This window comes from Nocardia sp. bgisy134 (assembly GCF_057708325.1).
Map to the genome: position 1 here is coordinate 53,517 of NZ_JBYIRW010000027.1, position 25,317 is coordinate 78,833.

Here is a 25,317-nt window from a genome sequence, read left to right on the forward strand (position 1 = left end):
AGGGTCCCGCGGCTCACGTCGGCAGGAACGCCAACGCGATCCCCGAGGCCGTACTGGCGACCGTCGCGCCGATCAGGCTCATCACCACGCCGTGGGTGGCGTCGTTGACGGCCAGATCGCTGCGGAAGGCGATCCACAGCCTCCCCGCGGACAGGATCATCCAGGCCAGGCACACCAGCAGCACGAACCAGAGCAGCCAGTTCAGCAGCTGCATCAGCGGTTCGAGCACCTCGGAGGGCATCTGCTTGTAGGCGAGCAGCTCCGCCGACATACGCGCGGTGGACATGCTCGTCCTAGGTCCCGATGACGGCGTTCATGATGGTGCCCGCACTGGTGGCGACCACGCCGCCGATCATCGCGCCCGCCACCATCTTCGGAGACTCGAGCCCACCGCCGGTCCACTTCTCCCAGGCGAATCTGCCACCGGCGTAGATGATTCCGCAGACACCGGACAGCAGCACGAACCAGGTCAGGTAGCGCACCATCTGCAAGATCTTCTCCGATCCCGGCGGCGCCTCCGGCGTCGGATTGCCCACCTGGGCCAGCACGGTGCCGTACGTGTCCTGCACGGCGAGGAGGAACATGCTCATCGGATGCCTTTCTCGAAATTGCTGCGCGCGCCGGTCTCCGTCACGATTCCTCCCCCTCGTCGAAACCCGCAGTGCTGTCAAGCTTCTCACGCACCACGGAGACGATGTCGACGCCCAGCTCGCGCACCTCGAGCGGGACCTCGGCCAGCGGATCGATCTTGCGTTTCTTCTCCGGCATCGGATCGCCCGGCGTCCACACCGGCAACTGCTCCGGCTCGACCAGGGTCCACTCCTCGTACCACGGCACCTGCCACAGCGGACCGGCCAGCGAGCCGACCACGTCGCGGTAGCGCCGGATCTCGGCGGGCATCCTGCCCGGGCGCGCGGCCACGGTGATCAGGCCGAGCACCTCGGAAGGGCCGCCGAAGCCGAAGTGGTGCTGGCGCAGCAGATCGTGCGCGCGGGTCAACCCGGCGATCGTCTCTCTGGCCACCAACACGACAAAGGGGGATTCACGCTCGAAGACGCCGGGCCAGCGGCGGCTCGAATCCGCCGCCGGCGCAAGCACATGCGCGAGGGTAGTGGCTCCGGCTCCGCCGTGCACACCCAGCAGCCAGACCAGCGGCGCGCGTCCGACACCGGGTACCGGACGGTCCCAGACCGGGGCGCGACGGGACTCGGGCGGCGCGACGACGCCAGCGGGCTGCGGATCGAGTTTCCGGCGAAGTTTCATGGCGGCGGTCATGATGCCACCCCCGACAACAGCACCCCGTACGCACGCCGCGTCTCGGCGGCCAGCGCGCTGTGCCGGACGAGTTCGCCGCGGGCGAGGTGCGGGTCGTAGGGAATCTCCCTGATGTCGCGAACCCAACCGGCCAGGTGTTCACGCAAATGGTCGGCAACCCGCGAATCGCCGCCGGGCTGCTGGTGCGAGACCACGATGGTGGTGTCGCCGACGATGCCGTCGCCCTGTCCCTCGGCCGAATCGCCGAACTGGTCGTCGAGCCATTCCAGGGCGACGCGCAGCCGGTTCGCGGCGTCCGGGCGCGCCGGAATGGCAAGCACCAGAGCGACATCCGCGTCGTCCAGCAGTGGACGCAGCTGGCGTCCTGCGATCGCGCTGCCCCCGTCGTAGACCGCGGTGAAGCCCGCGTCCTCCACCGCGCGGGCGACCGTCAGATAGGTCGCACGGCGGCGCAGCGGGGCGTCGTCGCGCCACAGCAGGCCGATGCCGGAGGTGGCACGGGACAGACATTCCTTCAGCGGGGCCGGTTCGTCGTCACCGCGCCCGTACAGCCACGATTGCAGACTGATCGGGTGCAGGTGTTCGTCGGCGCCGCGCAGCGCGAGATCGCTGCCCGCTGCGGTGGCGTCCACCGCGACGGTCGACGTTCCGGCCGAACCCAATTCGCCCGCGATGCCCAGTGCGGTCGTGGTGGTTCCCGCGCCACCGCACCCGCCGACCACCAGAATCGGCCGCTGTGTGGAGCCGGTGTCCTCCTCGCCGTCACCCCGCTTGCCGCGCCGCAACCGCACCACCGGAGCCTTCGCACGCGCCTGACGACCCTGCGTGGCGCCCTCCTCGGGCGCCTCGTCGAGCCAGCGGCTCCAGTCCTCTCCCATCGTTCTCAGCTCTCCTTCATCCGGCCGCGATACCCATGATCAGGGTGCGGCCGCCGATCACCGCGGTGGTGACCGTCTGCTTGTTGTACGTGGCCGGCGCTCCGCCCGGCCGATACTCGGTGACCTCTACCGAATACATGTTGTCGGCCACCGTGACGATGCGCACGCAATGCGTGGTGCCCTCGGGCACGCTGTCGATCCCGCGCTGGATCGTCGGGGCGGCGGAGATGTTCGCGTCCGGCGCGACGAATGCCCGCGCCCGCTCGCCGGATCGCTCCACGTAGTAGGCGTACTGGAAGGCCAGCACCACGTCCGGGCCGCTGGCCGTGCTGCCCGGCGCCGCGCTGCGGATCAGCCGGTCGGCGCGCTCGGTCGGGCAGCCCGAGGTGATGCCCGCCTGAGCGCTGCCCGCGGTGAACTGCATCGGCGGGGTCGTCGGCGCGATGGCGGCGCGGTTGCCCGAGGACCGCAACAGGTAGAGCGCGCCCGCGGCTACGAAAACCAGCAACAACACCGCAACGATCAACACCACGACCACGCGACCCCGGCGCGAGGCGGGGTGGTCGCGCAGCGCGCGCGGCAACTGACGGACCGGCGGCGAGGGCTCGTCGTCGTAGTCGTCGTCCTCGGGCCAGGGGAAGCGAACGAGATCGCCGTCGCGCGGGGCGTAGTCGTCGTCGGGCCCCGGTGCGCGGTCGGCGACCCAATCCGACCAGCCGCCGGTGAACTCGGCGCGCCGCGACGCCAGGTCCGCGGGAACCTCGTTTCGGGCGCGCGCCTCCTCCGGGTCCTCTTCCTCGCGAATGTAGTGCGGATACCGGGCCGGTCCGTCGTCCTCGGTCGCGTCGAGGCTCGCGTCGTCCTGCTGTGCCGGGGCGGGTGACCCATTGTCGGGCTCGAGCGCGTCGTACCATCGGGACAAGTTTTTGTACGACTTCAACATTCCCCCAATCCCGCAGAGCCAGGCACGTGGTATCGCATCGTCGGACCTCTCGGCGATCAGTTCGTGGAGAACGGGTAGCTGTTGGTGGCGGCACCGGGTCGCTCGGTGGGCGGAATCGAGGTCGCGCCGCCGGATGAGGCGCCATCGGCTCCTGTCCCGAACGGAAATTGTCCCGTACCGGACGAATTCGGCGTAGCCGACGCGCCGGTGCCGTGGCCGAAGAATCCGGCGGGCGGCTTGTCGGCCCCACCCCGCGGCTCGGCGCCCGCGCCGAAGCGATCGGCCAGGTCACGGGCCAGTGCGGCGAACCAGTCGGCCACGAAGCGCGTGGGCGCGTCGCCGTTGGCGGCCACCGCCGCGGTGCTGTACGCGCCGTGTCGCTGCACGGTGTCCCAATACCGTACCCAGGTGGTGACGTTCAGCAGTTCGCTGTTGTCGGTGATGTTCTGCACGACCGCGTCGAACGCCTGGGTGACCAATCGCGAGACGGTCGTCGGCGGGATCAATTGTGGAATGGCGCCGAGCAACTTGGCGCCGAGCAGCAGCAGACCGGCCGCCGGATTGGACAGTCCCGCGGTCGCCAGCTCGGAGATCGCGGCCGGACCGATCACCGCTCTCGCGACGGTGGCGACCGCGTTGAGTCCGATCGAGCCGACCTTCAGCACGGCGCGCAGCGCGCCGTTCAGATCCAGCGGCGTGCGCGGATCGGAGGCGTCGGCGATCCGCTGCGAGATCGACTTCTTCGGGGAGAGTGACAGATTCGCCAGCGAGGTGCCCTGCACATCCTCGTCGACGACCTTGGTCGCGGTCTTGATGGAGGTGAAGGCGAGCGCTTGGGCGATGGAGACCAGCGAGGCGATGGGGTCGCCGCCGCTCAGCTTCGCCTGGCCCGCCACCGAGGCCACCGCCTTCAGGATCGGCGCCCCCTGCGGCGCGTCGCAGGCGAGATCGCCTGCGGCACAGAAGCTCGCCACCCGGCCGGTGAGCGCCGCGAAGTCGGCCGCCTGGTCCCGTTGCGGGCCGATACCGCCGCCGCCCGCGGGCGTCTGCGGCAGCGCGGCGATGGCCGCGATCTCGGCGCCCGCCGTGCCCGGTGCGGGATCCGGCGTCTGTTTGCCCGGCGAGCCGGGGAACAGCGGCGCGCCGGGATTGCGGGTCGGGTCGGCGAACAGCGCGACGGCGGCGATCCGGTCGGCGGCGACCACCCCGCGCCCCTGCCCGACCTCCTGCGCGAAAACCGAGGCGACGTGCGCACCCTGGGAGTAGCCGACGATCGCGAGCCGCGTGTCGGCGCACCGCTGGGCCACCTGCGCGGCCATGTCCCGTAGTCGCGTCAAGCCTCCTTGCACCGACTCGAGATAGGGGGCCGGGCCGCCGTTGACGAAGCCGCCGAAGCCGGATTCGTATGGCACGTAAGCACGATCGACCAGCCCGGGTTGCGGCGCATTGGCCAGCAACGGCAGGAAGACCGTCGAGAGCATGCCGGTGTCGGTGGTGGGCGCGGCGTCCGGAGAGGACTCCCCCGTGCCCTGAACGCCCAACGCGTACAGCGCAGGACAGTCGTCGAGGGCCAGATCGGTCGAGGGCGCTGCGGCATTCGGCGGATCGGCGAGCGCGGGGCTCGCCGTCGCGACGGCGACGGCAACGATGGTCGCGACCACCAGCCCCGAGAGTCTTGCCGTGTAATCAGTCATAGCGATCCGCAATCAATCCCGTGTTGCCGCAGTTACCCTCAACGCCATGAAACGCAATAGACCGTAACAGATTCCGGCTATTACTGCCGCAACAGCGAAAATTTTTCGCAAAACGCCGAAGCATACATCATTCACACCGGCGCGGCGCGGAACTTCGCGTGGCAAGTTTCCGACGACCTCCGCGAGACCGCTACCGGCGGGCGACAATTGGGCTCGACACGGTCGGCCGAACCGCCCCGTGGCCGAGCAAACATTTCGAGACAGCCAGCAAACCTGCTGGGAGACAAGGTGATTCGCCCGGCATCCCGGCGGCGGGCGAATCGATCAGGCGGCCGAGGTCACGCGGTAGACGTCGTAGACGCCCTCCACGTTGCGAACCACGTTCAGCAAGTGGCCCAGATGCTTCGGATCGCCCATCTCGAAGGTGAACTTGCTGATCGCCACCCGGTCGCCGTGCGTGGCCACCGAGGCGGACAGGATGTTGACCTTCTCGTCCGCGAGCACCTTGGTGACATCCGAGAGCAACCGGGTGCGGTCGAGCGCCTCGATCTGGATGGCGACCAGGAACACCGAGGAGGGCGAGGGCGCCCACTGCACGTCGATGATCCGCTCGGCCTGATCGCGCAGCGAACCGGCGTTGGTGCAGTCCGTCCGGTGCACGCTCACCGCGCCGCCGCGGGTCACGAAGCCCATGATCTCGTCGCCCGGCACCGGGGTGCAGCACTTGGCCAGCTTGGCCACGGTGCCCGGCGCACCGGGAATCAGCACGCCCGCATCGCCGGTGACGCGCTGGCGGCTCGGCGTGGTGGACGGCGTCGAGCGCTCGGCGAGTTCGTTCTCCACGTCGCCGATGCCGCCGAGCTGGGCCATGAGCCGCTGCACGACATGGTGCGCGGAGACCTGGTGCTCGCCGACCGCGGTGTAGAGGGTGGAGATGTCGGTGTAGTGCAGTTCGTGCGCGACGGCTGTCATCGCGTCCACGCTCATCAGCCGCTGCAGCGGCAGCCCGACGCGGCGGACCTCCTTGGAGATCTGCTCCTTGCCGCTCTCCAGGGCCTCCTCGCGGCGTTCCTTGGCGAACCACTGCCGGATCTTGGCCTTGGCGCGCGGGGAGACCACGAAGTTCTGCCAGTCCCTGCTGGGTCCGGCGTTCTGCGCCTTGGAGGTGAAAACCTCGACCACTTCACCGTTTTCGAGCTGACGCTCCAGCGCGACGAGGCGTCCGTTGACGCGCGCGCCGATGCAGCGGTGGCCGACCTCGGTGTGCACCGCGTACGCGAAGTCGACCGGAGTCGACTTCTGCGGCAACGTGATCACGTCGCCCTTCGGGGTGAACACGAAGATCTCCGGCGACTTCAGGTCGAAGCGCAGCGACTCCAGGAACTCCGCGGGGTCCGCGGCCTCGCGCTGCCAGTCGAGCAGCTGGCGCATCCAGGCCATGTCGTCGACCTCGGCGGCGTCACCGGAGTGCTTGCCCCTGGTCTCCTTGTAGCGCCAGTGCGCGGCGATGCCGAACTCGGCGGTGCGGTGCATGTCCTGGGTGCGGATCTGCACCTCCAGCGGCTTGCCGTCCGGGCCGACCACGGTGGTGTGCAGCGACTGGTAGACGCCGTAGCGCGGCTGGGCGATGTAGTCCTTGAACCGGCCCGCCATCGGCTGCCACAGCGAGTGCACCACGCCGACCGCCGCGTAGCAGTCACGGACCTCGTCGCACAGGATGCGGATGCCGACCAGGTCGTGGATGTCGTCGAAGTCCTTACCCTTGACGATCATCTTCTGGTAGATCGACCAGTAGTGCTTGGGTCTGCCCTCCACAATCGCGTTGATCCGCGAGGCGGCCAGGGTGTTGACGATCTCCGCGCGCACCTTCGCCAGGTAGGTGTCGCGCGAGGGCGCGCGATCGGCGACGAGGCGCACGATCTCGTCGTACTTCTTGGGGTGCAGGATCGCGAAGGCGAGGTCCTCCAGCTCCCATTTCACGGTGGCCATGCCGAGGCGGTGCGCCAGCGGGGCGATCACCTCGAGCGTTTCCTTGGCCTTCTTCGCCTGCTTCTCCGGCGGCAGGAAACGCATGGTGCGCATGTTGTGCAGGCGGTCGGCCACCTTGATCACCAGCACGCGCGGGTCGCGCGCCATGGCGATGATCATCTTGCGGATCGTCTCGGCCTCGGCGGCCGCGCCGAGGTTGACCTTGTCCAGTTTGGTGACGCCGTCCACCAGGTGCGCGACCTCGGAGCCGAAATCGGCGGTCAACTGCTCGAGCGAGTAGCCGGTGTCCTCGACGGTGTCGTGCAGCAGGGCCGCGACCAGCGTGGTGGTGTCCATGCCGAGTTCGGCCAGGATGTTGGCGACGGCAAGCGGGTGGGTGATGTACGGATCGCCCGACTTGCGGAACTGGTGCGCGTGGCGCTCGTCGGCGACGTCGAAGGCCCGCTGGAGCAGGGTGAGGTTCGCCTTCGGGTACAGCTCGCGGTGCACCGTGGCGAGTGGCTCGAGCACCGGCTTGACGGCGGCGATGCCACGCTGACCGGTCATCCGGCGGGCCAGCCGTGCACGCACCCGCCGCGAGGCGGAGGTGGGAACGGCGGCGGTGGTGCCCGGTTGCCGCTGCGGCGCGCTGGGCTGCCGCTGGGGCACATCGTTGGGGGTCGGCCGGGCGGGCGACGGGCTTGCGGGGGCCGGCCCCGCACCATTCGACTGCGGGGCAGATGCCGCCGATTGCTCGACATTCGCCTCGCCCAGATGCTGAGTCATGCCACCACCTCTCCACGCCGCGGTCGGACCACCCTATCCGACCGCTGCAACCGCCCAGACCACAACTTTAGTCCCCGGCCCGGCGCATCGTCCGATCCGCAGACGCCGCGTCCGGAAGCTGCCCGATTTCGAACGCTGCGATCGGACTTTCCGAACCGATCGCGGCCCCCTGGGCGGCCGAATCATCCGAACCCAACCTGCCCGGGGGAGAACGGATTTGCCCACCGTCCCCGGGGCGCGAAGCGGACCATCCCCGGGGCGCGGGAGCAGACCATCCCCGGGGCGCGGGAGCGGACCGCCACCGGGGCGCGGGAGCGGACCGCCACCACCACCGGGGCGCGGCAGCGGACCGTCACCACTCGCGGGCGGTGGCGGGACGGGCTCGCATCGAACCGCCGTCGAGACCGCGCGGTATCGGTACGCCGAGGAGATCGAGGGCGGTCGGGGTGATGTCGACGAGGGCGTAGTGGGCGTCGGTCACGCCGCGGTCGAAATCGGGGCCGCGGGCGATGACGAAGGTGGCGGTCTCGTCACGGGTCTGGCCGCCGTGACCGCCCCTGGGGAGGTGGCCGTGGTCGGTGGTGACGAGCACGGTCCAGCCTTCGCCCGCGCGCGCGTCCACGGCCGCGACGATGCGACCGACCTCTCGGTCCACCCTGGTGGTGGCGTCCAGGTAGGCCCGCGAGGCCGCGCCGTGCCGGTGACCGGCGAAATCCACCTGGTCGAGGTGGACGAACAGGAAGTCGGGGGCGTCGCCGGTGAGGGCGGCGATCGCCGCGTCGGCAGTGGCGGCGTCGGTCTTCGCCTCGTCCGGATCGTCCGGCACGGGGGCGGTGACGGCGATCCGGCCGGCGTGCGGCGCGCCGCTGCCCGCGATGGTGGCGATCTTCGACCAGGTCGCGACCGCGGCGGTGCGGCGGCCCGCGCGCTCGAGCAGGGTGAACACCGTGGGGTAGCGGTCGAACGGTGCGGGATCGAAGTCGTTGTGGGTGACGCCGTGCTTGCGGTCCCAGACGCCGGTCAGCGCAGTCGCCCACGAGGGGCCGGACAGGCTGATGTGCGGCACGAGCGAGGTCTGCGACAGTGTGCCCGCCGCGGCCAAGCGCAGTAGGTTCGGCGCGCCGACCTGGTGGATCTTGGCGTACATCGCGCCGTCGATCCCTATCACCAGGACCTTGGCCGAAGCGGTGGCGGCGGTGGCGGTGACCGCGCCAGGGATCGAGGAGGCCGCCACGAGAGCCGTGGCACGCAACAGCGTCCGTCTCCGCATACCGTGACGATGACGGCCGCGGCACGGGACCTGCCAGCCCTTTCCCGGTCTGTTCATCGAGCTTTCATCGCTCGCCCCGGCGCAAGTCGTCTCGCTGAACTGCGGCCGAACGCCGCGCGACCGGTAGGTTCCCGGGCATGACGGTCGCTCGCTCCCTGCTGCTTTTCGCCCTGGCCGCGCTCGCCGAGATCGGCGGCGCCTGGCTGGTGTGGCAAGGCTGGCGCGAGCACCGCGGCGTGCTGTGGATCGCGGCGGGCGTGCTCGCCCTCGGCGCCTACGGATTCGTGGCCACCTTCCAGCCCGATCCGCATTTCGGCCGCATCCTGGCCGCCTACGGCGGAATCTTCGTCGCGGGCTCGCTGGCCTGGGGCATGGTCGTCGACAAGTTCCGCCCCGACCGCTGGGACTACCTCGGCGCGGCCATCTGCCTGGTCGGCGTCGCGGTGATCATGTACGCCCCGCGCACCTGACCACCGCTCACACGGCCGCGAAATGCGTGGCCGGCCGCGCGCAGAGCACGGCGACCCCGGCCTCGTCGAGCGTGGGAGCTCCCGCCCATTCCCGCGCGCCGAACCAGGGCACTTCGTCCGCAGGTAACCCGTTCGGACGCAGCGCTATTCGGCGGTGGCGTGGTCCGGTGCGGTGAACGCCCATACGGTGGCGGGGCGGCCGGTGGACTTGGTGCGGCGGCGTTCGGTGGTGCGTTCCAGGCCGGGGAGGGCGGCGAGAGTTCGGTTGAGGTTGGCCGGGTCGGGGCGGGCGCCGAGCAGGGAGGCGCTGAGCTCGACAGCTCGGGTGGCGGGAAATTCGGCGCCGAGCAGGGCGCGGGTGAAGATCCCGTCTTTCCAGAGCAGCCTGGCCAGGACCGCGCGGGACGCTTCGACGATGCGGTTGTGGTCGAACGCCAGGGCGGGTGCGCCGTCGAAGGGCACCCACCGAGCGTGGCCTTCGTGCGGGCCGACCACTGCCCACATGGCGATGGACAGAGTGGGTCCGCGCGGGTCGCGATGCGGTTCGTCGAAGGTGACGAGCTGTCCGACGGCCCCGATCGCGGCCTCGGGGACGCCGAGCTTGGTGTGCACCGCTCGGCGGGCGGCCGCGACGAGACGCTCGCCGCGGCCGAGCAGCACGCCGGGCAGCGCGAGTTCACCGGTGAACGGTTCGTGGCCGCGCGGCGCGATTCCGATCGTGACCCCGGCGTCCTCGGGCCAGAACCGGAGCGTCACCACATCGACCGACACAACGGATTGCTCCACGCCGAACCATCCTGCCCTCAGGCGGCGGCCGCCATCGAGCGCGGGGTTCGGTCGGCGCGGGCGGGTCCGTCCGCGCCGAGGACGACGGGTGCGCCGAGCGTCCGCTCGAGCCAGGACAGCCGGTCGTCGGGGAGTTCTTCGAGCAGCGGCTCGGCGGTGGCCAGCAACTCGGTGAGCCTGCTCTGATGGTCGAGATCGCGCCACGGCCCGAGCGGGAGCTCCCGGACGACACCGGCCCGCGTGCGGTAACCCGTTGCGGCCCGGCCGGTTCCCGCCGCGTCGAGGTGGTTCACCACCAGACCGTCGATCCCGCCGCACGCCGCGACGGCGTAACGCAGCAGCACCGCGTCGAGGTGGCCCAGGCGGAACGCGCCCTGGTACTCGCCGAAGGTGTTGTGCGGCTCGGGAATATCGAGTCCGTGGTCCTGGGTCGGCAGCGGGCCCGCGCCGTGCCTGGTCTGATAGGTCCGTGTGACGCCGAGGGTGTGACCGGAGTGACCGATGCCCGCCAGCATTTCCCGCGCGTTGCGCGGCTCGACGGTGGACCAGGTGGTGTGCGGGTGGAATCCGCGCCACTCGTCGAGCAGCACGCCCTGCGCGCCCTCGAAGACGAGTCGGCCGCGCCGGGCCGCCCGCGCCAGATAGGTCCCGTCCACGACGCGCACCGCGGCCGCGAACTCCCGGTACATGTCGACCATGTCGTCGATCGGCTCGTAACGGTGCGCGCTCGGCGCGATCAGCGGAGCGTAGTGGGCGGCCAGCGCGTGCAGCTTGGCGCGCAGGACCGCGGGGGCGCGGCAGTCGGCGACCGTCGGTGCGTCGTATTCGAGTGCGTACCTGGCGGTTTCGCCGATGCCACGGCCACACGACCCGTGCCGCGCCGCGCCGCGCGCGTCCTCGCGGGCGCGGTTGGCCGCGATGTGGATCGGCGTGGTCAGCAGCGCGCCACCCTCGATCCGCAACAGCGACAGTGGCTCCCGGACGCCGAGCGCGTCCAGCCGCCGTGCCTCCCCCGCCAGCGCGATCGGTTCCACCAGCATGTGCCGCGACAGCAAGGTCGGCACCCCGGAGAACGTGCCGGACCCGAACTGCGCGAATGTGTGGTGCCGCCCGTCGGCGATCACGTTGTGCGCGGCTTGCGCACCGCCGTTGAAGCGGACGACGGCCGACACGTCCAGGCCCGCCTCCGGTGCGCACAACCAGTCCACCGTCGCGCCCTTCCCCGCGTCGCCGAAGCCGAGGTCGACCACGATCAGATGCGAGCCGGTCATCCCGTCCTGCCTTTCCTTTCAGTGCCACCACCGGGAAGCGCACCGCACCGACCCCGCGACGGTGCGACGCGCCCCACTCGGCGCGGCCGACTCAGCGCGACCCGCCCGGCAGCGCACGCATGGCGGAACGGGCGTGCGCGCCCAGCGCCTTGCCGACCGAATCCACTTCCGCGCCCGACCCGACGTCGCGCAGGTCCGCCAGACCCGTGTCGATGTCGACCCGCCCCTCCGCGAGCCCGATGGTGAGCGCGATGAGTTCACACACCGCGGCGGGATCGTCGAGCTTCAGGAAGTTCTGCCCGAGCAGCCCGCGCCAGTGCTCGGCGATCTCAGGATCGTCGTAGTAGCTGGACTGGTTCGGCAGGATGTAGTGCACGTGCCACTTCTCGGCCAGCTCGCGGTAGATCGAGTCGACCGCGATATCGCTGCGCACGTGGTCGCCGATGACCGCGCGGATGTGCCGCGAGGCCAGTCGCGGCTTGTTCAGCTCGTCGCCGATGAAGAACAGGTACCCGCGCTTGCGCCGCTTCTCCCACGCGTCGGTGACGACGTGGGTGGCCAGGAAATAGGCCGCCAGCTCGTAGCTTTCGGACTTCTGACCGCCACCGCCGCCCTCGAGCAGGATGTTGCGCAACTGCTCGTCCATCCGGTTGTCGGATTCGAACTGCCCGACCTGCAGCGGCACCCGATCGGTGTCGGCGTCGCCGACCGCGCCGAACAGAATCTGCGGGTCGTCCGCGTACTTCTTGCGCTGCAGCAGTCCGTGCAGCTTGCCGAGCTTGTCCTGCATGATGATCGGCACCTGCCCCATCGAGCCGGTCACATCGAACAACACCGCGATGGGCAGCGAGTTCCCGTGCTCGTCGGAGTCCCGGCATTCCCGCGTGCCGACCCCCAGCGGGTCGAGCGCGGGGTGCGCGCGCCAGCTCGTGTAAGGCTGCGCGCGCATCTCGGCGGTGTAGCCGAAGTCGTCGATCCCCCGGCTGGCGCGATAGGTCTTGGCCGCCCGGTAGGCGGTGTCGTCCCAGCGTCCGTATCCCATGGGCCGCTCCTCTCGTGAAGTAGTTTTAGTGTATTCGACTAAAACTTGAGCGGTCAAGGGCACTGATCCAATCGATGCCGGTCCACGTGTTAATACCCAAGGCACACAGCACGATTCAGGCTTAGGCGGCACGTCGCCTATTGCATGCCATAGAGACGCTGGCCGTTCACACTTCGGATGGACCATCGCGGAACGGGAAATTCGGACTCGCCGGACGCGCGGTGCGGAGCTCCCCGGAAGTGCGGTCGTAATCAGGGGTAAAACCGCCGAGGCCGGTGCTCGCTAGGCGGTGCGCGTCATGGGGGGAGCCGACGAAGTTGTCGGCTGCTAAGGCTGCGGTACAGGGGCAAGTGTGCCGCAACGCATTTCAGGGAGTGGAGCACCGATGGGGAGACGAGAGAAACCGATCGATGTCCGGTCGGGGCCGGTCGCCGCGTTCGCCGGAGATCTGCGCAAACTGCGGGCCGCGGCGGGCAATCCGTCCTATCGGCAGCTGGCGAGCGCGGCCCTCTACTCCCCCTCGGTGCTGTCGGACGCCGCGGGCGGCCATCGGCTGCCGACGCTGCCGGTGGCGCTGGCGTTCGTGCGCGCCTGCGGTGGCGACCCCGCGGAGTGGGAGCGCCGCTGGCGCGAGGCGCGCGGGGACGGCGCGCCCACCGAGCCGCTGCCGATCGTGGTGGACGAGGCGGCCGACTCCGGACCGCCCCGCCCGGTCCAGCTCCCCATCGGCCCGCACGATTTCGTGGGCAGAGTAGCCGAATTCGACGACACACGGGCGGCCACAGCCGGCATCGCGGACTCGCGGGTCCCGGTGGTCGTGCGCGGGCCGGTCGGCGTCGGCAAGACCGCGTTCGCGCTCCGGTTCGCGCACCGGCTCGCCGAACAGTTCCCCGACGGGCAGCTGTTCGCCGACATGGCCGCCCGCCGCGGCGACGAAGCCGCTCCGCTGGAGGTCATGGCCGGTTTCCTGCGCGCGCTCGGCGTACCGCCCGAGCAGGTGCCCGCCGACGACATGCACCGCATCGGGCTGTATCGCTCGATGCTCGCCGAACGGCGGGTCATCGTGCTGCTCGACAACGTTCGCGACGAACCGCAGGTCCGTCCGCTGCTCGCGCGCTCGCTGAACAGCCAGATCGTGGTGACCAGCCGCTCGCGGCTGCTCGGTCTGGACGGGGTGCGCCGCGTCGCGCTCGGCCCGCTCGCGCAGGCCGAGTCGGTCGATCTGCTGCGCCTGCTCATCGGCGGCGAGCGGGTCGGCGCGGAGCCCGCGTCGGCGCTGCGCATCGCCGAGTTCTGCGGGCGACTGCCGCTGGCGCTCACCATCGCGGGCCGCAAGATCGCCGCGCAGCCGGGGCGGCGGCTGACCGAGATCGCGGCGCGTCTCGCCGAAGGGGTGACCGTGTCGAACTGGCTGCGGATCGGCGACGTGAGCCTGGCCGACGCGGTGCTGCCCGCCTATCTGTCGCGTCCGCCGCTGGCCAAGCACGTGCTGCACATGCTGGCAGGCGGCGCCGACGAGGTGGCGCCCGCGACCTTGGCTCGCTCGCTGCACATCTCGATCGAGTCGGCCGAGTACGCGATGGACAGCCTCATCGACGGCGGTCTGCTGCACCGGGTTCCGGATCCGGAGCGGTACGTGATGTCGCCGTTGTTCGGCCAGCTCGTCGCCCAGGAGGCCGACCGGTTCGCGCTGCGACGCCAAGCCGACGAGCTGGACACCGACCCACTACGCGCGGCCATCGGTTTCGAGGAAGGTCTCGCGCGCTGAACCGGTCACGTTGTCCGGCTTTGGCGTTCGTTTGTCCGCGGTAGCCGTGAGCAGGGCGAATACGGCCGGTTCCGGGGTTAGGTTCGTCGAGTTCGAACAGATCAGGATCAACGACTCAGGAGGAGCCGACGTGGCCGACGACAACCAGCAGAGCCGGGCCGACGCGTTTCGAAACCTGCACGCGACGGGCACTTTCGTGCTGCCCAACGCCTGGGACCCGATCAGCGCGGCGGTGATCGCGCAGGCAGGCGCCGAGGCGATCGCCACCACCAGTGCGGCCGTGTCCTGGGCGCTCGGCCGCACCGACGGCCAGCGGCTGACCAGGGAAGAGGCCGTCGCCCAGGTGGCGCGCATCGTCGCGGCCGTCGACGTGCCGGTCACCGCCGACGTGGAGGGCGGCTACGGCCCCGCGCCGGAGGACGTCGCGGCCACCGTCGCCGCCGTGATCGGCGCAGGCGCGGTCGGCGTCAATCTGGAGGATTCCACCGCGCCCGGCGGACCGCTGTTCGACCGCGCGGCGCAGCGCGATCGGCTGCGCGCCGCCCGCGCCGCGGCCGCCGAGGCGGACCTGCCGGAACTGGTGATCAACGCGCGCACCGACGTCTACCTGTTCGGTGTCGGCGCACCCGAGGACCGTTTCGACGACGTGCTGGCCAGGGCCGTCGACTACGCCGAGGCGGGCGCGGACAGCCTGTTCGTCCCTGGCCTGCTCGACCTGCCGACGCTCACCGATCTGGCGGGCAAGTCGCCGCTTCCGGTGAACGTGATGACCGGTCCCGGCGCGCCCAGCGTGCCGGAACTGGCCGCCGCCGGTGTGCGCCGGGTCAGCCTCGGCCCCGCGCTGGCCCAGGCCGCCTACGGCCGGGCCGCGGCCGCCGCCCGCGAGCTGCTCGACACCGGCACCTACGACGCGCTCGCGGGCGCGCTGGACTTCGGCGCCGCCGAAGCGCTGCTGCGCTGAGCTTTCCGGCGCTGCTGCGCTGAGCTTTCCGCAATCCCCTGCCGCCCCGGCGACCAAGGACTCACGATGAACGCAATCAGAACCGACTCCCGCACCGGCGTTTTCGCCGCGCTGCGCCAGACCCCGCGCCCGGTCGTCTATCTGCTCATCGGCGTGCTGGTGAACCAGCTCGGCGCCTTCGTGCAGACCTTCCTGGTGCTCTACCTGACACATCGCGAATTCAGCATCGGCCAAGCCGGTCTCGCGCTCACCGCCTACAGCGCGGGGGCGGTCTTCGGGACCATGCTCGGCGGCGAGCTCACCCACCGGCTCGGCCCGCGCTCGACCATCATCGCCGCGATGACCGGATCGGCCGCGCTGCTCACGGTGATCCCGCTGCTCGCCACGCCGGGCCTGTTCGCGGCGCTGCTCGTCGCGGTGGCCGCGGCGGGCCTCGTCACCCAGTCCTATCGGCCTGCCGCTGCGCTGCTGCTCGGCGACCTGATGCCGGAAGAGCATCGGGTGATGGGCTTTTCGATGATGCGCATCGCACTCAACGCGGGCGCGGCGTTGGCGCCGCTCATCGCGGCGGCGGTGATCCTGATCGACTGGAATCTGCTGCTCTGGCTGGACGCCGCGTCCGCCCTCACCTACGCGGTGCTGGCGCTGCTGCTCCTGCCGAACGTGGCCACGGTGCAGGACGCGCCGGAGCCGACGCCGGGCGAGCGCACCGGCTACGGCGTGATCCTGCGTGACCGGCGCTACCACCTGTTCCTGGCGTCGGTGCTGGTCGGCTCGATCATCTACGTGCAGTACACCGTCGCGCTGCCGCTGAACATCACCGCGGACGGCCGGTCCACCGGCCTGTACAGCGCGGTGCTGGTCACGGCGTCGGTGGTGCTGATCCTGTGCGAGCTGAAGATCACCTCGTACGTCAAGCACCTGCGGGCGCCGCTGGTCGGCGCGGTGGGTACCGCGATCATGGGCCTCGGCGTGGCCGGGTACTCCTTCGCCGGAGAGGGCGCGGCTCCGATCCTGCTGGCGACGGTGGTGTTCGTGCTCGGCGTGATGATCAACGGCCCCACCATGTTCGCGTATCCCTCCACCTTCCCGGCTCCGGTGAAAGCCCGCTACATCGGCACCCATCAGGCCACCTTCGGCTTGGGCATGGCGCTCGGCCCCACGCTGGGCGTCCTCGCGTGGGATCGCCTCGGCACCGGGATCTGGCCGCTGTGCGGCGCGCTCGGGCTCTTCGCGGCCTGGTGCGCGTACGCGGGGATTCGCGAGAACCACACGGCGGATACGAGCGGGCCTGAGGTGAGCGAAAAGCCGGATGTCACAACGGACAGGGAAATGTCCGATGCGGAACCCGGCACCGACGCGGCGACCGGCAGCGCGGTGTCCACCGTCGAGTCCGGCACGGCGGTGTCCACCGTCAAGTCCGGCACCGGAGCGTGAGCGCCGCACTTCGGCGCCACGAGGCGCGTACCGCGCACCGCTGAGGCGTCCGCCGATCGAGAACACGATCGGCGGATGCTTCGCGTTCACAGTGAATTCCCCTACGCCCGGCGGATCTCGTGCCACCGCGCCGTCGCGCCGCCGCTCGGTTAGCCTCGTACCCGCAGATCGCACGACATCCCCTGCCGAACAGGCACTTTCGTACGAGATGAAGGCACCCATGAACCTGACATCCCATCTTCCCGCCGGCCGCCGCACGTACGTCGAAGACAGGCTGCGCGGCAATCTCATCGCGTGGCTGACGACTGTCCGCCCCGACGGCAGGCCCGACAGCGTGCCGGTCTGGTTCCTGCTGCGCGAGGACGAGACGATCCTGATCTACAGCCAGCCGAGCAAGCAGAAGCTGCGCAACGTGGCGTCCAACCCGCACGTGAGCCTCGGCCTCGACGTCACCGACATCGGCCGCGACATCGTGCGCCTGGAAGGCACCGCCGAACTCGCCCCCGACCTGCCGCCCGCCGACCGGGAGCCGCGCTACGCGGCGAAATACGCCGAACGCATCGGCGCGATGTTCGGCACCCCGGCGGAGTTCGCCGCGATGTTCTCCGCGGCCCTGGTCATCACGCCGCGTCGCCTGTACAGCAGCGGCCCCGTCTCCGCGCTCGACTAGCGCGAACCCCGTTCCGGTACAGAAAAAGGCGGCGGCGTTGGAAACGCCGCCGCCTTTCGTTGTGTCCGGCGTGGTCAGTCGACCTCGACCGCGAACAAGTCCAGTTGCAGCAACTGCGAGACGGCCACGTCCCTGGTCCGGTTCGACCAGCCGGACTGCACCTTCTGGAACCACAGCGGAATCGCAGGCATGTCCTGCAGGATCCGGCGCTCGGCTTGCTGGTACAGCACCCATCCCTCGCGCTCGGTCGGCGCGGCGTCCGCGGCCGCCAGCAGCGCGTCGACCTCCGGGTTGGTGTACGTCGTGCCGTTCACCGCGGCGCCGGTGCGGAAGATCGGGTTGAGGAAGTTCTCGATGGACGGGTAGTCGGCGACCCAGCCGGAGCGGAAGATCGTCGACATGCGGCGGTCGTTGATCAGCGTCCGGAATTCGCCGAACGTCGGCACCGGCGCGTACCGGCATTCCCGGCCGAGCGCTTTGCTGATCGTCGCGCAGGCCGCGTCCATCCACACCTGATTGGCCGAATCGTCGTTGGAGGTCAATTCGATCTGGCCCGTGAAGCCGGTCGATTCGAACAACGCGCGCGCTCGCTCGGGGTGGTACTCGCACAGCTCTCCGCACTGTCCGCCCGCGTGGCCGGGCACGGTGGACGGCACCAGCCCGTCGGCCAGGATCTTGTCGCCGTCGAAGGCCGTGTCGACCACGTACTTCCGGTCGACGGCCATCGAAATGGCCTGCCGCAAGCGCGGATCGGCGTATCGCTTGTCGTAGAGCGGGAACGAGATCGACTGCACGCCCAAGTAGGTGTGCGACAGATTCCGTCCGGACAGTTCGGTTTTGTACCGGCCGCCCGCGAGCGCGTCGGCGGGCACGAAATCGAGGTAGTCCAATTCATTGGCGACCACGTCGGCGTAGGCGTCCTCGAGCGCCTTGTAGAACCGGAATTCGACGCCCTCGATGTGCGGCTTGCGCGCGCCGCCGTAGGCGTCGTACCGGTGCACGACGATGTTCTCGCCCGGGGTGTGCGAGACGAACCGGAAGGGCCCGTTGCCGACGGGATGCGCCTCGAACGCGGCACGGTCGGCGAAGAAGCTGCGCGGCAGCGGGAAGAATGCGGCGTAGCCGAGCTGGGTCGCGAAGGCGGAGAACGGGGCCGTCAGGGTGACCTCGAACCTGCGGTCGTCGATGATTCGCACACCCGACAACTGCTGCGCCGAGCCGTTCTGCAGCGCCTCGTAGCCCTGGATGTGCGACAGGTACGTGGCGCCCTGGAGTTTGTTCGGCCCGTAGGCGGTGTAGTTCCAGGCGTCCACGAAACTCTGTGCGGTGACGGGTGTTCCGTCGTGGAAGGTCCAGCCCGGCGCGAGGGTGACCAGATAGACGCGCGAGTCGGCGGTGGCGATCGATTCGGCCACCGCATTGCGGGGCACCGCGGTGGCCGTGTCGTACTCGACGAGCCCGGTGAACAGCGCGTTCACGATCTTGACGCTGTCGCGTTCGGTGGCGTCGCCGGGAATCAGCGGGTTCTCCGGTTCGGTTCCGTTGTAGCTGATGACGCCACGGCCGGGAGCGTCGGCGCTCGGCGAGCTGTCGCAGGAGACGGTGAGCAGCGCGGCGGACGCGACGGCGACGATCCCCGCGGCGACGCGGAGCGCTGGTGATCTGGTCGAGATGCTCATCTGGCCAGCTCAGCAGAGCTGGGAATTGATCGGCAGTGCTGCGCGACAGAAACATTCAATCGACTGTCAGGCGGCGCCAATCGGCGAAACAGCCGCCGTGTCGACAGGTTGTCGTGCGGATCGGCGCGCGGGTTTCGGTCAACTCGCGCAGCGCATTCACTGGATCGGAGCAAGTGGTAACCATCGAGACTCAGGTGGAAATGTGAGCGATCACGAAGTCGACGTCCTGGCCATCGGGGCCGGTCCCGCCAACCTCGCGCTGGCTGTCGCGCTCGAGGAATCCGACGCGCCGCGGCTGGCCCAGCGGACCCTGCTGCTCGAGCAGCATCCCGACGTGAAATGGCAGCGCAACCTGTTGCTTCCCTGGGCCCGCAGTCAGGTGTCGTTCCTCAAAGACCTGGTGACCCTGCGCAATCCGCGCAGCCGGTTCTCCTTCCTGAACTTCCTGTACGAGCGCAGGCGCCTGGACGAGTTCGTCAACCTGGCGACCTTCAACCCCTACCGGTGGGAGCTGTCCGACTATCAGCAGTGGGTGGCGCATTCGCTGGAGCAGGTCTCGGTGCGCTACGACGCCGAGGTCACCTCGGTCGAGCCGCGCCGCACCGCCGACGGCAGGCTCGTCGGCTGGACCGTCGCGCTCGCCGACGGCGACACCGTCGACTGCCGGGATCTGGTCATCGGCACCGGCCGTGACGCGCACATTCCCGAGGTCTTCCGGAACCTGCGCGCCGACAAGGTGATTCACAGCACCCAGTACTGCACCCGGGTCGCCGAGCTGCCTGCCGACCGCCCGCTGCGTCCGGTCGTGATCGGCGGCGCGCAGAGCGCCGCGGAGATGTTCATGGCGCTGCACACCGATCTGCCGCAGAGCGCGCCGACCATCGTCATGCGCTCCATCGGCCTGCAGAACTACCAGACCAGCAAGTTCGTCAACGAGCTGTTCTTCCCGTCCTTCGTCGACGAGTTCTACCACTCCGAGGCCGACGTGCGCGGCCGCATCCTCGACGAGGTGCACCTCACCAACTACGCGGGCCTGGCCCCGCCGTTCCTCGACGAGCTCTACGCCATGCTCTACCAGCAGCGCATGCTCGGCCAGGAGCGCTCCACCGTCCGCTCGATGACCGAGGTGGCCGGCGCGCGCATGGACGGCGACGAGGTGGTGCTCGAGCTGCGCGACCTCAAGAGCGGCAAGATCGAGCCGCTGCGCTGCGACGTGGTGCTGCTCGGCACCGGCTACGAGCAGCAGATGCCCGCGCTGGTACGCGATCTCACCGACCGCCTCGGCCTCGACGAGATCTCCGTGAGCCGCCGCTACCGCCTCGATCTCGGCGAATCCGCCTGGGGCGCGGTGTATCTGCAGGGCGTCAACGAACAGACGCACGGCATCTCCGACACCCTGATCAGCGTGCTCGCGCACCGCTCGCAGGACATCGTCGACGACATCCTCGACCGCCGCCACGTCACCGCGGGCGCCTTCCCGGAAAGCCGAACGGCATGATCGAGATCCGCAGCCTCGACCGAGACGGCCTGACCGAGGCCTACGGCGTCGCCTCCGAGCGTCTGCTGCCGTGGCCCGCGCTCAACGCGCCGTTCGAGGGCGCGTGGTGCGTGCTGCGCCCCGGCGACGTCTCCACCGCGCACGCCCATCACGAGTACGAGCTGTTCATCGCCATGACGGGCCGCGCGGTCCTCGACGTGGACGGCGAGCGGCGCGACTTCGTGGCGGGCGATCTGGTCCACCTCGTCCCCGGCACGACCCATCACGTGCGCAACGCCGGGACCACCGATTTCGAGTGGTACGCCATCTGGTGGGACACCGACATGTCGGCCGCGTTCGTGCGCAGACACGAGACCGGATCGTCGCAGGAGACGAATCCGGCCGGGCGGCAGGAAGATTCGGTGACATCGTGAACGGTCCCACCCTGGTCATCTCGCCCGCGCCGACCGCCAACGGCGACCTGCACCTCGGGCACGTCGCGGGCCCCTTCCTCGCCGCCGACGTCTACACCCGCTACGCCCGGGCCACCGGGCGGGAGGTGCTGTTCGGCACCGGCGTGCAGGACACCTCCACCTACGTCACCACCACCGCGCACCGGCTCGGCCTCGAACCGCAGGCGCTGGTCGAACGTTCCGCCAAGGAGGTCGAGGCGACGCTGACGGCGCTCGGCATCGCCGTCGACGCCTTCACCGGATGGGAGCGGCGCTTCACCTCGTACGTCGCGAGGGTCGTGACGGAACTGCGCGCCAAAGGCGCACTGCGCATGCGGCCGATGCCGTTCCCGTACGCGCCGAGCACCGGCGAGTACCTGGTGGACGGGCACGTCGCGGGCACCTGCCCGGTCTGCCTGGCCGACAGCTGCGCGGGACTGTGCGAGAGCTGCGGGCACGCGGTGACCGCGGGCGAGTTGCTCGACCCGCGTTCCACGCGGAACCCGGAGGAGCCGCTGGAGATCCGCGAGGTCGAGGTGCTCGTCCTCCCCCTGGAGGAGTACCGGGAGCGGCTGCGCGCCCACTTCGCCGCGTCCGCCGGGCTGCTGCGTCCGCACGCGGCGCAGGTGGTGGCCGAACTGCTGGACCGGCCGCTGCCGGACTTCCCGGTCACCTACCCGATCTCGTGGGGCATCCCGGCGCCGGATCTGCCGGGGCAGGTGGTGAATCCGAACGCCGAGCCGGTCGCGTGGACGATGTACTGCACCATGCTGGCCGCCGAGAACCGCGGCATGGAACCGGATTCGGAGGACGCGCTGTGGCGTCCCGAGGCCGCGGCCCGCATCGTCTACTTCCTCGGCATCGACAACATTCATCCGTTCGGGATCTCCGGGCTGGCCATGCTGCTGGCGCTGGGGGATTACCCGCTGCCGAAACTGTTCCTCACCAACGAGTTCTACGAGTTGCGTCACGAGAAATTCTCCACCAGCCGGGGACACCTGGTGTGGGGCCGCGATCTGGCGGCGCGGGTGCCGCGCGACCTGATCCGCTTCCACCTCGCGGGCAACAGCCCGGAGTTCCAGCGCACCAGCTTCAGTCACGACGAACTGGCGGCGCTCACCGAGACCCGGCTCGTCGCGCCGTGGAACCGGGTGGCTGCCAAGGCCGACGACTGGGTGTGGCGCGGCGCCTTGCCGATCTCGGAGCGAGGCAGGTCCGACGTGCTGCGCATGGTCGAACGGTTCCGCGCCGCCTACGAGCTGCCCGGATTCAGCCTGAACCGGGTCGCCGAAACGCTCACCCAGCAGCTGGCCCGGCTGGACCGCACGCCGGTCACCGACGGCGGGGACTTCTGCCACCAGGTGGACGTGCTGGTGCGCTGCGCCGCGCCGCTGCTCGTCGACCTGGCCGAGGCGGCGCTGGCGGGCTCGGACATGCTGCCGGAGACCGATCTGCGAGAAGCGGCCCTGCGCACCGTGATCGAACCGGTCCGGCTGCCGCGACTGTCCGCGGTCGGAGCGTGACATGACCGACGTCGTCATCGCGGGCGCCGGTGTCACCGGCCTGATCGCGGCCGTGCGCTGCGCGCGGGCCGGGCACCGGGTCACGGTGGTGGATCGGGGCCCGATCCCGAACCCGGCGTCGAGTTCGTTCGATCACCACCGGGCCGTGCGGGCGCTGAGTCCCGGCGACCCGGCCGCCACCGCCGCCGCCGCGGCGCTGCACCGGCGCTGGCTGCGGCTGCAAGCGCTGCTCGGCGGCCACTTCTACCGGCGCATCGGCGTGGTCACCGGCTGGCCCGCCGCATCGATCGACGCCGTAGTGGACGTGGCCGATCGCAGCGGATTGCCGGTGACGGTGGTGGAGCCGAAGGCGCTGCCGCACTTCGTGTTTCCCGAGGGGCACTGGGGTCTGCTGGAGGCCGACGCGGGCGTGCTGCTCGCCGAACGAGTGCTGCACGCCGCCGCCCGCTGGCTGCGGGCACAGCCGACCGTCACGCTGCTGCCCTGGCGGCAGGTGATCGAGGTGGACACCGACGCCGCCCGGCTGCGGTTGCGCGACGGTACCAGGCTCACCGGCGATCTGGTGCTGCTGGCGACCGGGGCGTGGACGGGCGAACTCGTCGACGCGCCGACCGTGCTGCACCGGCAGACCACCGTGTACCTGCGACCGCCCGCGGACCTGGCGGCGTGGTGGGAGCAGGCGCCGAGCGCCGGGCGGATCGGCGCGGACGGCACCGGCTGGCTCATGCCGCCCGGGGCGGGCACCCTGCTCAAGGTCAGCTCCTCGCGGCTGTGCCGGACGGTCGACGACCTCGGCGAGGACACCGAAAGCGTCGGCGCGGCAACACGATACATAGACCTAGTGCTCGCCGACGCGGACCGGTACCGGATCGCCGCGGTCAAGCAGTGCCACTACACCGTCGACGCCGCGACCGGCGGCGCCACCCTCGCCAGGCCGGGACCAGCGGTCGTGGCCCGCGCCGCCACCGGCGGCGACGGGTTCCGCACCGCCCCGCTGGTCGCCGACCACCTCGTCGAGCTCGCGGCCGCCCGACCGGCCGCCTGATGCGGAAGGACCAATCATGAACCCCACCAACGACGTGCTGCTGGTGATCGGCAGCGGACTGCGCCTGTACCGGGAATACCTGGTGCGCTCGGTCACGGCGCGCGCCCGGTCCCGCGACCTGGACCTGGTGCTGCTCAACAACATCGAACCCACCTGGCAACACACCTATTTCGACGAGATCGTGGTCGCCAACGTCTTCGATCACGCCGTCCTTGCCGCCGAGGCGCGCAAGATCGCCGCCCGCAGGCGGGTGGTCGGCGTCCTGTGCTGGGACGAGCCGCTCGTCCAGCCCGCCGCCGACATGGCCGACGAGTTCGGCGTGCCCGGGCTCACCACCACCGGCGTGCGCGGCTGCCGCGACAAGAACCGGACGCGCTCGGTGCTCACCAACGCCGGCCTCGTCCAGCCCCGGTTCGAGCTCACCGGCACGCTCGAGCAAGCGCGGGCGGCCGCGGACCGCATCGGCTACCCGGTGGTGGTGAAGCCGCAGGCGCTCGGCGCGAGCATGGGCGTGGTACTTGCCGCCGACCGCGTCGAACTCGACGCCGCCTTCGCCACCGCCACCGGCGCCAGCACCATCGGCGACGAGCCGTTCCGCGGCACCGCCATCGTGGAGGAGTTCGCGGTGGGACCGGAGATCAGCATCGACGCCGCCGTCTACAAGGGCGAGTACCTGCCGATGTTCCTGGCGCGCAAGCGAACCGGATTGGAACCGTACTTCGAGGAGCTCGGCCACCTGGTCGACGCGGCCGACCCGCTGCTGGAGGACGAGACCCTGATCGGCACCCTGGCCGCCGCACACCGCGAGCTCGGGGTGGAGAACGGCATCACGCACACCGAGGTGCGGCTGACCTCGCGCGGACCGCTCATCATCGAGGTCAACGGCCGCCTCGGCGGCGACCTCATCCCGTTCCTCGGCAAGATCGCCACCGGCATCGACCCCGGCGAGGTGCTGGTCGACGTCGCCACCGGCCACCGGCCTGCGACCAAGCCCACCCGCAAAGCCGCGGCGGGCATCCGATTCGGCTACCCCGAACGCGACACACTCGTGCGCTCGGTGACGGTGCCCGAGCACGCGCCCGGTCTCGTCACCGCGGCCGCGATGGTCGAGCCCGGCGCGGAGCTGCGGCTGCCGCCCGGCGGCTACATCGCCCGGCACTCGTTCGTCGTGTGCGAGGCGGCCGACGCGCCGCGCTGCTCCGAATTGCTCAAGGCGGCGACCGCTTCGGTCGAACTGGTCGGCGATCCGCTGGAACCGCTCGCGCCCGGCTCCGGATTCACCCTGCCCGCCGGACTGCTGGACGCCGACAAATGATCGACTACGACGGCCGCCGGTTCCGCAACCCGGACAGCGACGACGGTGTGGTGGCGCGGTACCACCAGCAAGGCGATCTGGTGTGGGCGTTCTTCGCGGGCGGCAAGGTGCGCCGCGGTGCGCTCAACGGACTGTGCGACGCCGACGGTGTGCTGCGCCTGGCCTACACGATGGTGCTGCACGGCGGCGAGATCGTCTCAGGCATCACGCGGTCGGAGCCGGAGGTGACCGACGGCGAACCGCTGCGGCTGCGCGAGGAGTGGGAACGCTACGGGCCCAATGGAAGCAGCGGAATCTCCTACTTGGAGGAGATCCGGTGAACCGGCTGTTGCGCCGGTTCGGCGTGCGATCGTGGGACGCGGCCGTGTTCGCCCGCTCCGACACGGATCTGGCATCGGCATTGTCCGGCGCTGAGACCGGCCCGGTCCCGATCGCCCGATTCACGCCCGATTCGGCAGAAGGCACACCGTCCGGTGCGGATCGACGAAGTGCGCTGTCCCGCAGCGGAACCGATAGCGCACGGCGTCAGCCTTCGGGCGCGGGGGGGGGGGGGGGGGGGGGGGGGGGGGGGGGGGGGGGGGGGGGGGGGGGGGGGGGGGGGGGGGGG

At 70.3% G+C, this 25,317-nt stretch carries 23 protein-coding genes; 11 read left to right on the top strand and 12 right to left on the bottom strand.

Going from position 1 to position 25,317, the window contains the following annotated elements:
- Positions 1–13: 13 nt before the first annotated feature.
- From AC3ERS_RS33435 to AC3ERS_RS33470, 8 genes are all read right to left on the bottom strand, one after another.
- Positions 14–286 (bottom strand): hypothetical protein, encoded by a 273-nt coding sequence (locus AC3ERS_RS33435; protein WP_068067780.1) that lies wholly within the window; start codon positions 284–286, stop codon positions 14–16.
- A 7-nt stretch (positions 287–293) separates the two neighbouring features.
- Positions 294–590, bottom strand: coding sequence for a hypothetical protein (locus AC3ERS_RS33440; protein WP_431972154.1), 297 nt, complete (start codon positions 588–590; stop codon positions 294–296).
- A gap of 40 nt (positions 591–630) precedes the next feature.
- The gene (locus AC3ERS_RS33445; RefSeq protein WP_431972155.1) at positions 631–1,275 is read right to left on the bottom strand and encodes a hypothetical protein; all 645 of its coding nucleotides are present in this window, start codon (positions 1,273–1,275) and stop codon (positions 631–633) included.
- A complete protein-coding gene (locus AC3ERS_RS33450) occupies positions 1,272–2,153 on the bottom strand; it encodes a MinD/ParA family ATP-binding protein (RefSeq protein WP_431972156.1) in 882 nt (293 codons plus the stop codon). The genes AC3ERS_RS33445 and AC3ERS_RS33450 overlap by 4 nt, the downstream gene beginning before the upstream one ends.
- 16 nt (positions 2,154–2,169) lie before the next feature.
- A complete protein-coding gene (locus tag AC3ERS_RS33455; protein ID WP_431972157.1) occupies positions 2,170–3,075 on the bottom strand; it encodes a DUF8176 domain-containing protein in 906 nt (301 codons plus the stop codon).
- A 77-nt stretch (positions 3,076–3,152) separates the two neighbouring features.
- Entirely contained in the window at positions 3,153–4,790 is a 1,638-nt protein-coding gene (locus AC3ERS_RS33460) for a cutinase family protein (RefSeq protein ID WP_431972158.1), read from the bottom strand.
- Positions 4,791–5,114: 324 nt separating this feature from the next.
- On the bottom strand, positions 5,115–7,544 hold the full coding sequence (locus AC3ERS_RS33465; protein WP_431972159.1) for a RelA/SpoT family protein: 2,430 nt from the start codon (positions 7,542–7,544) through the stop codon (positions 5,115–5,117).
- Between the two features lie 352 nt (positions 7,545–7,896).
- Positions 7,897–8,814, bottom strand: coding sequence for an alkaline phosphatase family protein (locus tag AC3ERS_RS33470; RefSeq protein ID WP_431972160.1), 918 nt, complete (start codon positions 8,812–8,814; stop codon positions 7,897–7,899).
- 137 nt (positions 8,815–8,951) lie between these two features.
- On the opposite strand from AC3ERS_RS33470, the gene AC3ERS_RS33475 reads away from it, so the two are divergent.
- Positions 8,952–9,284, top strand: a complete 333-nt coding sequence (locus tag AC3ERS_RS33475) for a YnfA family protein (RefSeq protein WP_431972161.1) — start codon at positions 8,952–8,954, stop codon at positions 9,282–9,284.
- A gap of 144 nt (positions 9,285–9,428) precedes the next feature.
- On the opposite strand, the gene AC3ERS_RS33480 is transcribed toward AC3ERS_RS33475, so the two are convergent.
- The 3 genes from AC3ERS_RS33480 to AC3ERS_RS33490 all read right to left on the bottom strand — a co-directional run bounded on the left by AC3ERS_RS33480 (position 9,429) and on the right by AC3ERS_RS33490 (position 12,383).
- Positions 9,429–10,070, bottom strand: coding sequence for an NUDIX hydrolase (locus AC3ERS_RS33480; RefSeq protein ID WP_431972162.1), 642 nt, complete (start codon positions 10,068–10,070; stop codon positions 9,429–9,431).
- 17 nt (positions 10,071–10,087) lie between these two features.
- Complete coding sequence (locus AC3ERS_RS33485; RefSeq protein WP_431972163.1) at positions 10,088–11,341, bottom strand: adenylosuccinate synthetase; 1,254 nt, start codon at positions 11,339–11,341, stop codon at positions 10,088–10,090.
- Positions 11,342–11,432: 91 nt separating this feature from the next.
- Positions 11,433–12,383 carry a hypothetical protein gene (locus AC3ERS_RS33490; protein ID WP_431972164.1) on the bottom strand — a complete coding sequence of 317 codons (951 nt, stop codon included), beginning with the start codon at positions 12,381–12,383 and terminating at the stop codon, positions 11,433–11,435.
- A 385-nt stretch (positions 12,384–12,768) separates the two neighbouring features.
- On the opposite strand from AC3ERS_RS33490, the gene AC3ERS_RS33495 reads away from it, so the two are divergent.
- The 4 genes from AC3ERS_RS33495 to AC3ERS_RS33510 all read left to right on the top strand — a co-directional run bounded on the left by AC3ERS_RS33495 (position 12,769) and on the right by AC3ERS_RS33510 (position 17,219).
- The gene (locus tag AC3ERS_RS33495) at positions 12,769–14,151 is read left to right on the top strand and encodes a helix-turn-helix domain-containing protein (RefSeq protein WP_431972165.1); all 1,383 of its coding nucleotides are present in this window, start codon (positions 12,769–12,771) and stop codon (positions 14,149–14,151) included.
- A gap of 130 nt (positions 14,152–14,281) precedes the next feature.
- Complete coding sequence (locus AC3ERS_RS33500) at positions 14,282–15,112, top strand: isocitrate lyase/PEP mutase family protein (protein WP_431972166.1); 831 nt, start codon at positions 14,282–14,284, stop codon at positions 15,110–15,112.
- A gap of 66 nt (positions 15,113–15,178) precedes the next feature.
- Complete coding sequence (locus tag AC3ERS_RS33505; protein WP_431972167.1) at positions 15,179–16,549, top strand: MFS transporter; 1,371 nt, start codon at positions 15,179–15,181, stop codon at positions 16,547–16,549.
- Positions 16,550–16,769: 220 nt separating this feature from the next.
- A complete protein-coding gene (locus tag AC3ERS_RS33510; RefSeq protein WP_431972168.1) occupies positions 16,770–17,219 on the top strand; it encodes a TIGR03667 family PPOX class F420-dependent oxidoreductase in 450 nt (149 codons plus the stop codon).
- A 74-nt stretch (positions 17,220–17,293) separates the two neighbouring features.
- Here the strand turns inward: AC3ERS_RS33510 and AC3ERS_RS33515 are convergent, their stop codons facing one another.
- The gene (locus AC3ERS_RS33515) at positions 17,294–18,898 is read right to left on the bottom strand and encodes a peptide ABC transporter substrate-binding protein (protein WP_431972169.1); all 1,605 of its coding nucleotides are present in this window, start codon (positions 18,896–18,898) and stop codon (positions 17,294–17,296) included.
- Positions 18,899–19,100: 202 nt separating this feature from the next.
- On the opposite strand from AC3ERS_RS33515, the gene AC3ERS_RS33520 reads away from it, so the two are divergent.
- From AC3ERS_RS33520 to AC3ERS_RS33545, 6 genes are read left to right on the top strand one after another with little or no spacing between them, the layout of a single operon-like run.
- Positions 19,101–20,396, top strand: a complete 1,296-nt coding sequence (locus AC3ERS_RS33520) for a lysine N(6)-hydroxylase/L-ornithine N(5)-oxygenase family protein (RefSeq protein WP_431972170.1) — start codon at positions 19,101–19,103, stop codon at positions 20,394–20,396.
- Positions 20,393–20,809, top strand: a complete 417-nt coding sequence (locus AC3ERS_RS33525) for a cupin domain-containing protein (protein WP_431972171.1) — start codon at positions 20,393–20,395, stop codon at positions 20,807–20,809. Before AC3ERS_RS33520 ends, AC3ERS_RS33525 begins: the two co-directional genes overlap by 4 nt.
- A complete protein-coding gene (locus AC3ERS_RS33530; RefSeq protein WP_431972172.1) occupies positions 20,806–22,350 on the top strand; it encodes a class I tRNA ligase family protein in 1,545 nt (514 codons plus the stop codon). Before AC3ERS_RS33525 ends, AC3ERS_RS33530 begins: the two co-directional genes overlap by 4 nt.
- A gap of 1 nt (position 22,351) precedes the next feature.
- Complete coding sequence (locus AC3ERS_RS33535; RefSeq protein ID WP_431972173.1) at positions 22,352–23,395, top strand: NAD(P)/FAD-dependent oxidoreductase; 1,044 nt, start codon at positions 22,352–22,354, stop codon at positions 23,393–23,395.
- A 16-nt stretch (positions 23,396–23,411) separates the two neighbouring features.
- On the top strand, positions 23,412–24,710 hold the full coding sequence (locus tag AC3ERS_RS33540; protein ID WP_431972174.1) for an ATP-grasp domain-containing protein: 1,299 nt from the start codon (positions 23,412–23,414) through the stop codon (positions 24,708–24,710).
- On the top strand, positions 24,707–25,030 hold the full coding sequence (locus AC3ERS_RS33545; RefSeq protein ID WP_431972175.1) for an avidin-fold protein: 324 nt from the start codon (positions 24,707–24,709) through the stop codon (positions 25,028–25,030). The genes AC3ERS_RS33540 and AC3ERS_RS33545 overlap by 4 nt, the downstream gene beginning before the upstream one ends.
- Positions 25,031–25,317 lie beyond the last annotated feature (287 nt).

What these genes read in the sequence shown, in the direction of transcription:
- AC3ERS_RS33535 (WP_431972173.1), top strand. Translation starts at nt 22,352, where the DNA reads ATGACCGACGTCGTCATCGCGGGCGCCGGTGTCACCGGCCTGATCGCG.
- AC3ERS_RS33435 (WP_068067780.1), bottom strand. Translation starts at nt 286, where the DNA reads ATGTCCACCGCGCGTATGTCGGCGGAGCTGCTCGCCTACAAGCAGATG.
- AC3ERS_RS33495 (WP_431972165.1), top strand. Translation starts at nt 12,769, where the DNA reads ATGGGGAGACGAGAGAAACCGATCGATGTCCGGTCGGGGCCGGTCGCC.
- AC3ERS_RS33445 (WP_431972155.1), bottom strand. Translation starts at nt 1,275, where the DNA reads ATGACCGCCGCCATGAAACTTCGCCGGAAACTCGATCCGCAGCCCGCT.
- AC3ERS_RS33460 (WP_431972158.1), bottom strand. Translation starts at nt 4,790, where the DNA reads ATGACTGATTACACGGCAAGACTCTCGGGGCTGGTGGTCGCGACCATC.
- AC3ERS_RS33540 (WP_431972174.1), top strand. Translation starts at nt 23,412, where the DNA reads ATGAACCCCACCAACGACGTGCTGCTGGTGATCGGCAGCGGACTGCGC.
- AC3ERS_RS33485 (WP_431972163.1), bottom strand. Translation starts at nt 11,341, where the DNA reads ATGACCGGCTCGCATCTGATCGTGGTCGACCTCGGCTTCGGCGACGCG.
- AC3ERS_RS33450 (WP_431972156.1), bottom strand. Translation starts at nt 2,153, where the DNA reads ATGGGAGAGGACTGGAGCCGCTGGCTCGACGAGGCGCCCGAGGAGGGC.
- AC3ERS_RS33470 (WP_431972160.1), bottom strand. Translation starts at nt 8,814, where the DNA reads ATGCGGAGACGGACGCTGTTGCGTGCCACGGCTCTCGTGGCGGCCTCC.
- AC3ERS_RS33525 (WP_431972171.1), top strand. Translation starts at nt 20,393, where the DNA reads ATGATCGAGATCCGCAGCCTCGACCGAGACGGCCTGACCGAGGCCTAC.
- AC3ERS_RS33490 (WP_431972164.1), bottom strand. Translation starts at nt 12,383, where the DNA reads ATGGGATACGGACGCTGGGACGACACCGCCTACCGGGCGGCCAAGACC.
- AC3ERS_RS33545 (WP_431972175.1), top strand. Translation starts at nt 24,707, where the DNA reads ATGATCGACTACGACGGCCGCCGGTTCCGCAACCCGGACAGCGACGAC.
- AC3ERS_RS33505 (WP_431972167.1), top strand. Translation starts at nt 15,179, where the DNA reads ATGAACGCAATCAGAACCGACTCCCGCACCGGCGTTTTCGCCGCGCTG.
- AC3ERS_RS33475 (WP_431972161.1), top strand. Translation starts at nt 8,952, where the DNA reads ATGACGGTCGCTCGCTCCCTGCTGCTTTTCGCCCTGGCCGCGCTCGCC.
- AC3ERS_RS33510 (WP_431972168.1), top strand. Translation starts at nt 16,770, where the DNA reads ATGAACCTGACATCCCATCTTCCCGCCGGCCGCCGCACGTACGTCGAA.
- AC3ERS_RS33515 (WP_431972169.1), bottom strand. Translation starts at nt 18,898, where the DNA reads ATGAGCATCTCGACCAGATCACCAGCGCTCCGCGTCGCCGCGGGGATC.
- AC3ERS_RS33465 (WP_431972159.1), bottom strand. Translation starts at nt 7,544, where the DNA reads ATGACTCAGCATCTGGGCGAGGCGAATGTCGAGCAATCGGCGGCATCT.
- AC3ERS_RS33440 (WP_431972154.1), bottom strand. Translation starts at nt 590, where the DNA reads ATGAGCATGTTCCTCCTCGCCGTGCAGGACACGTACGGCACCGTGCTG.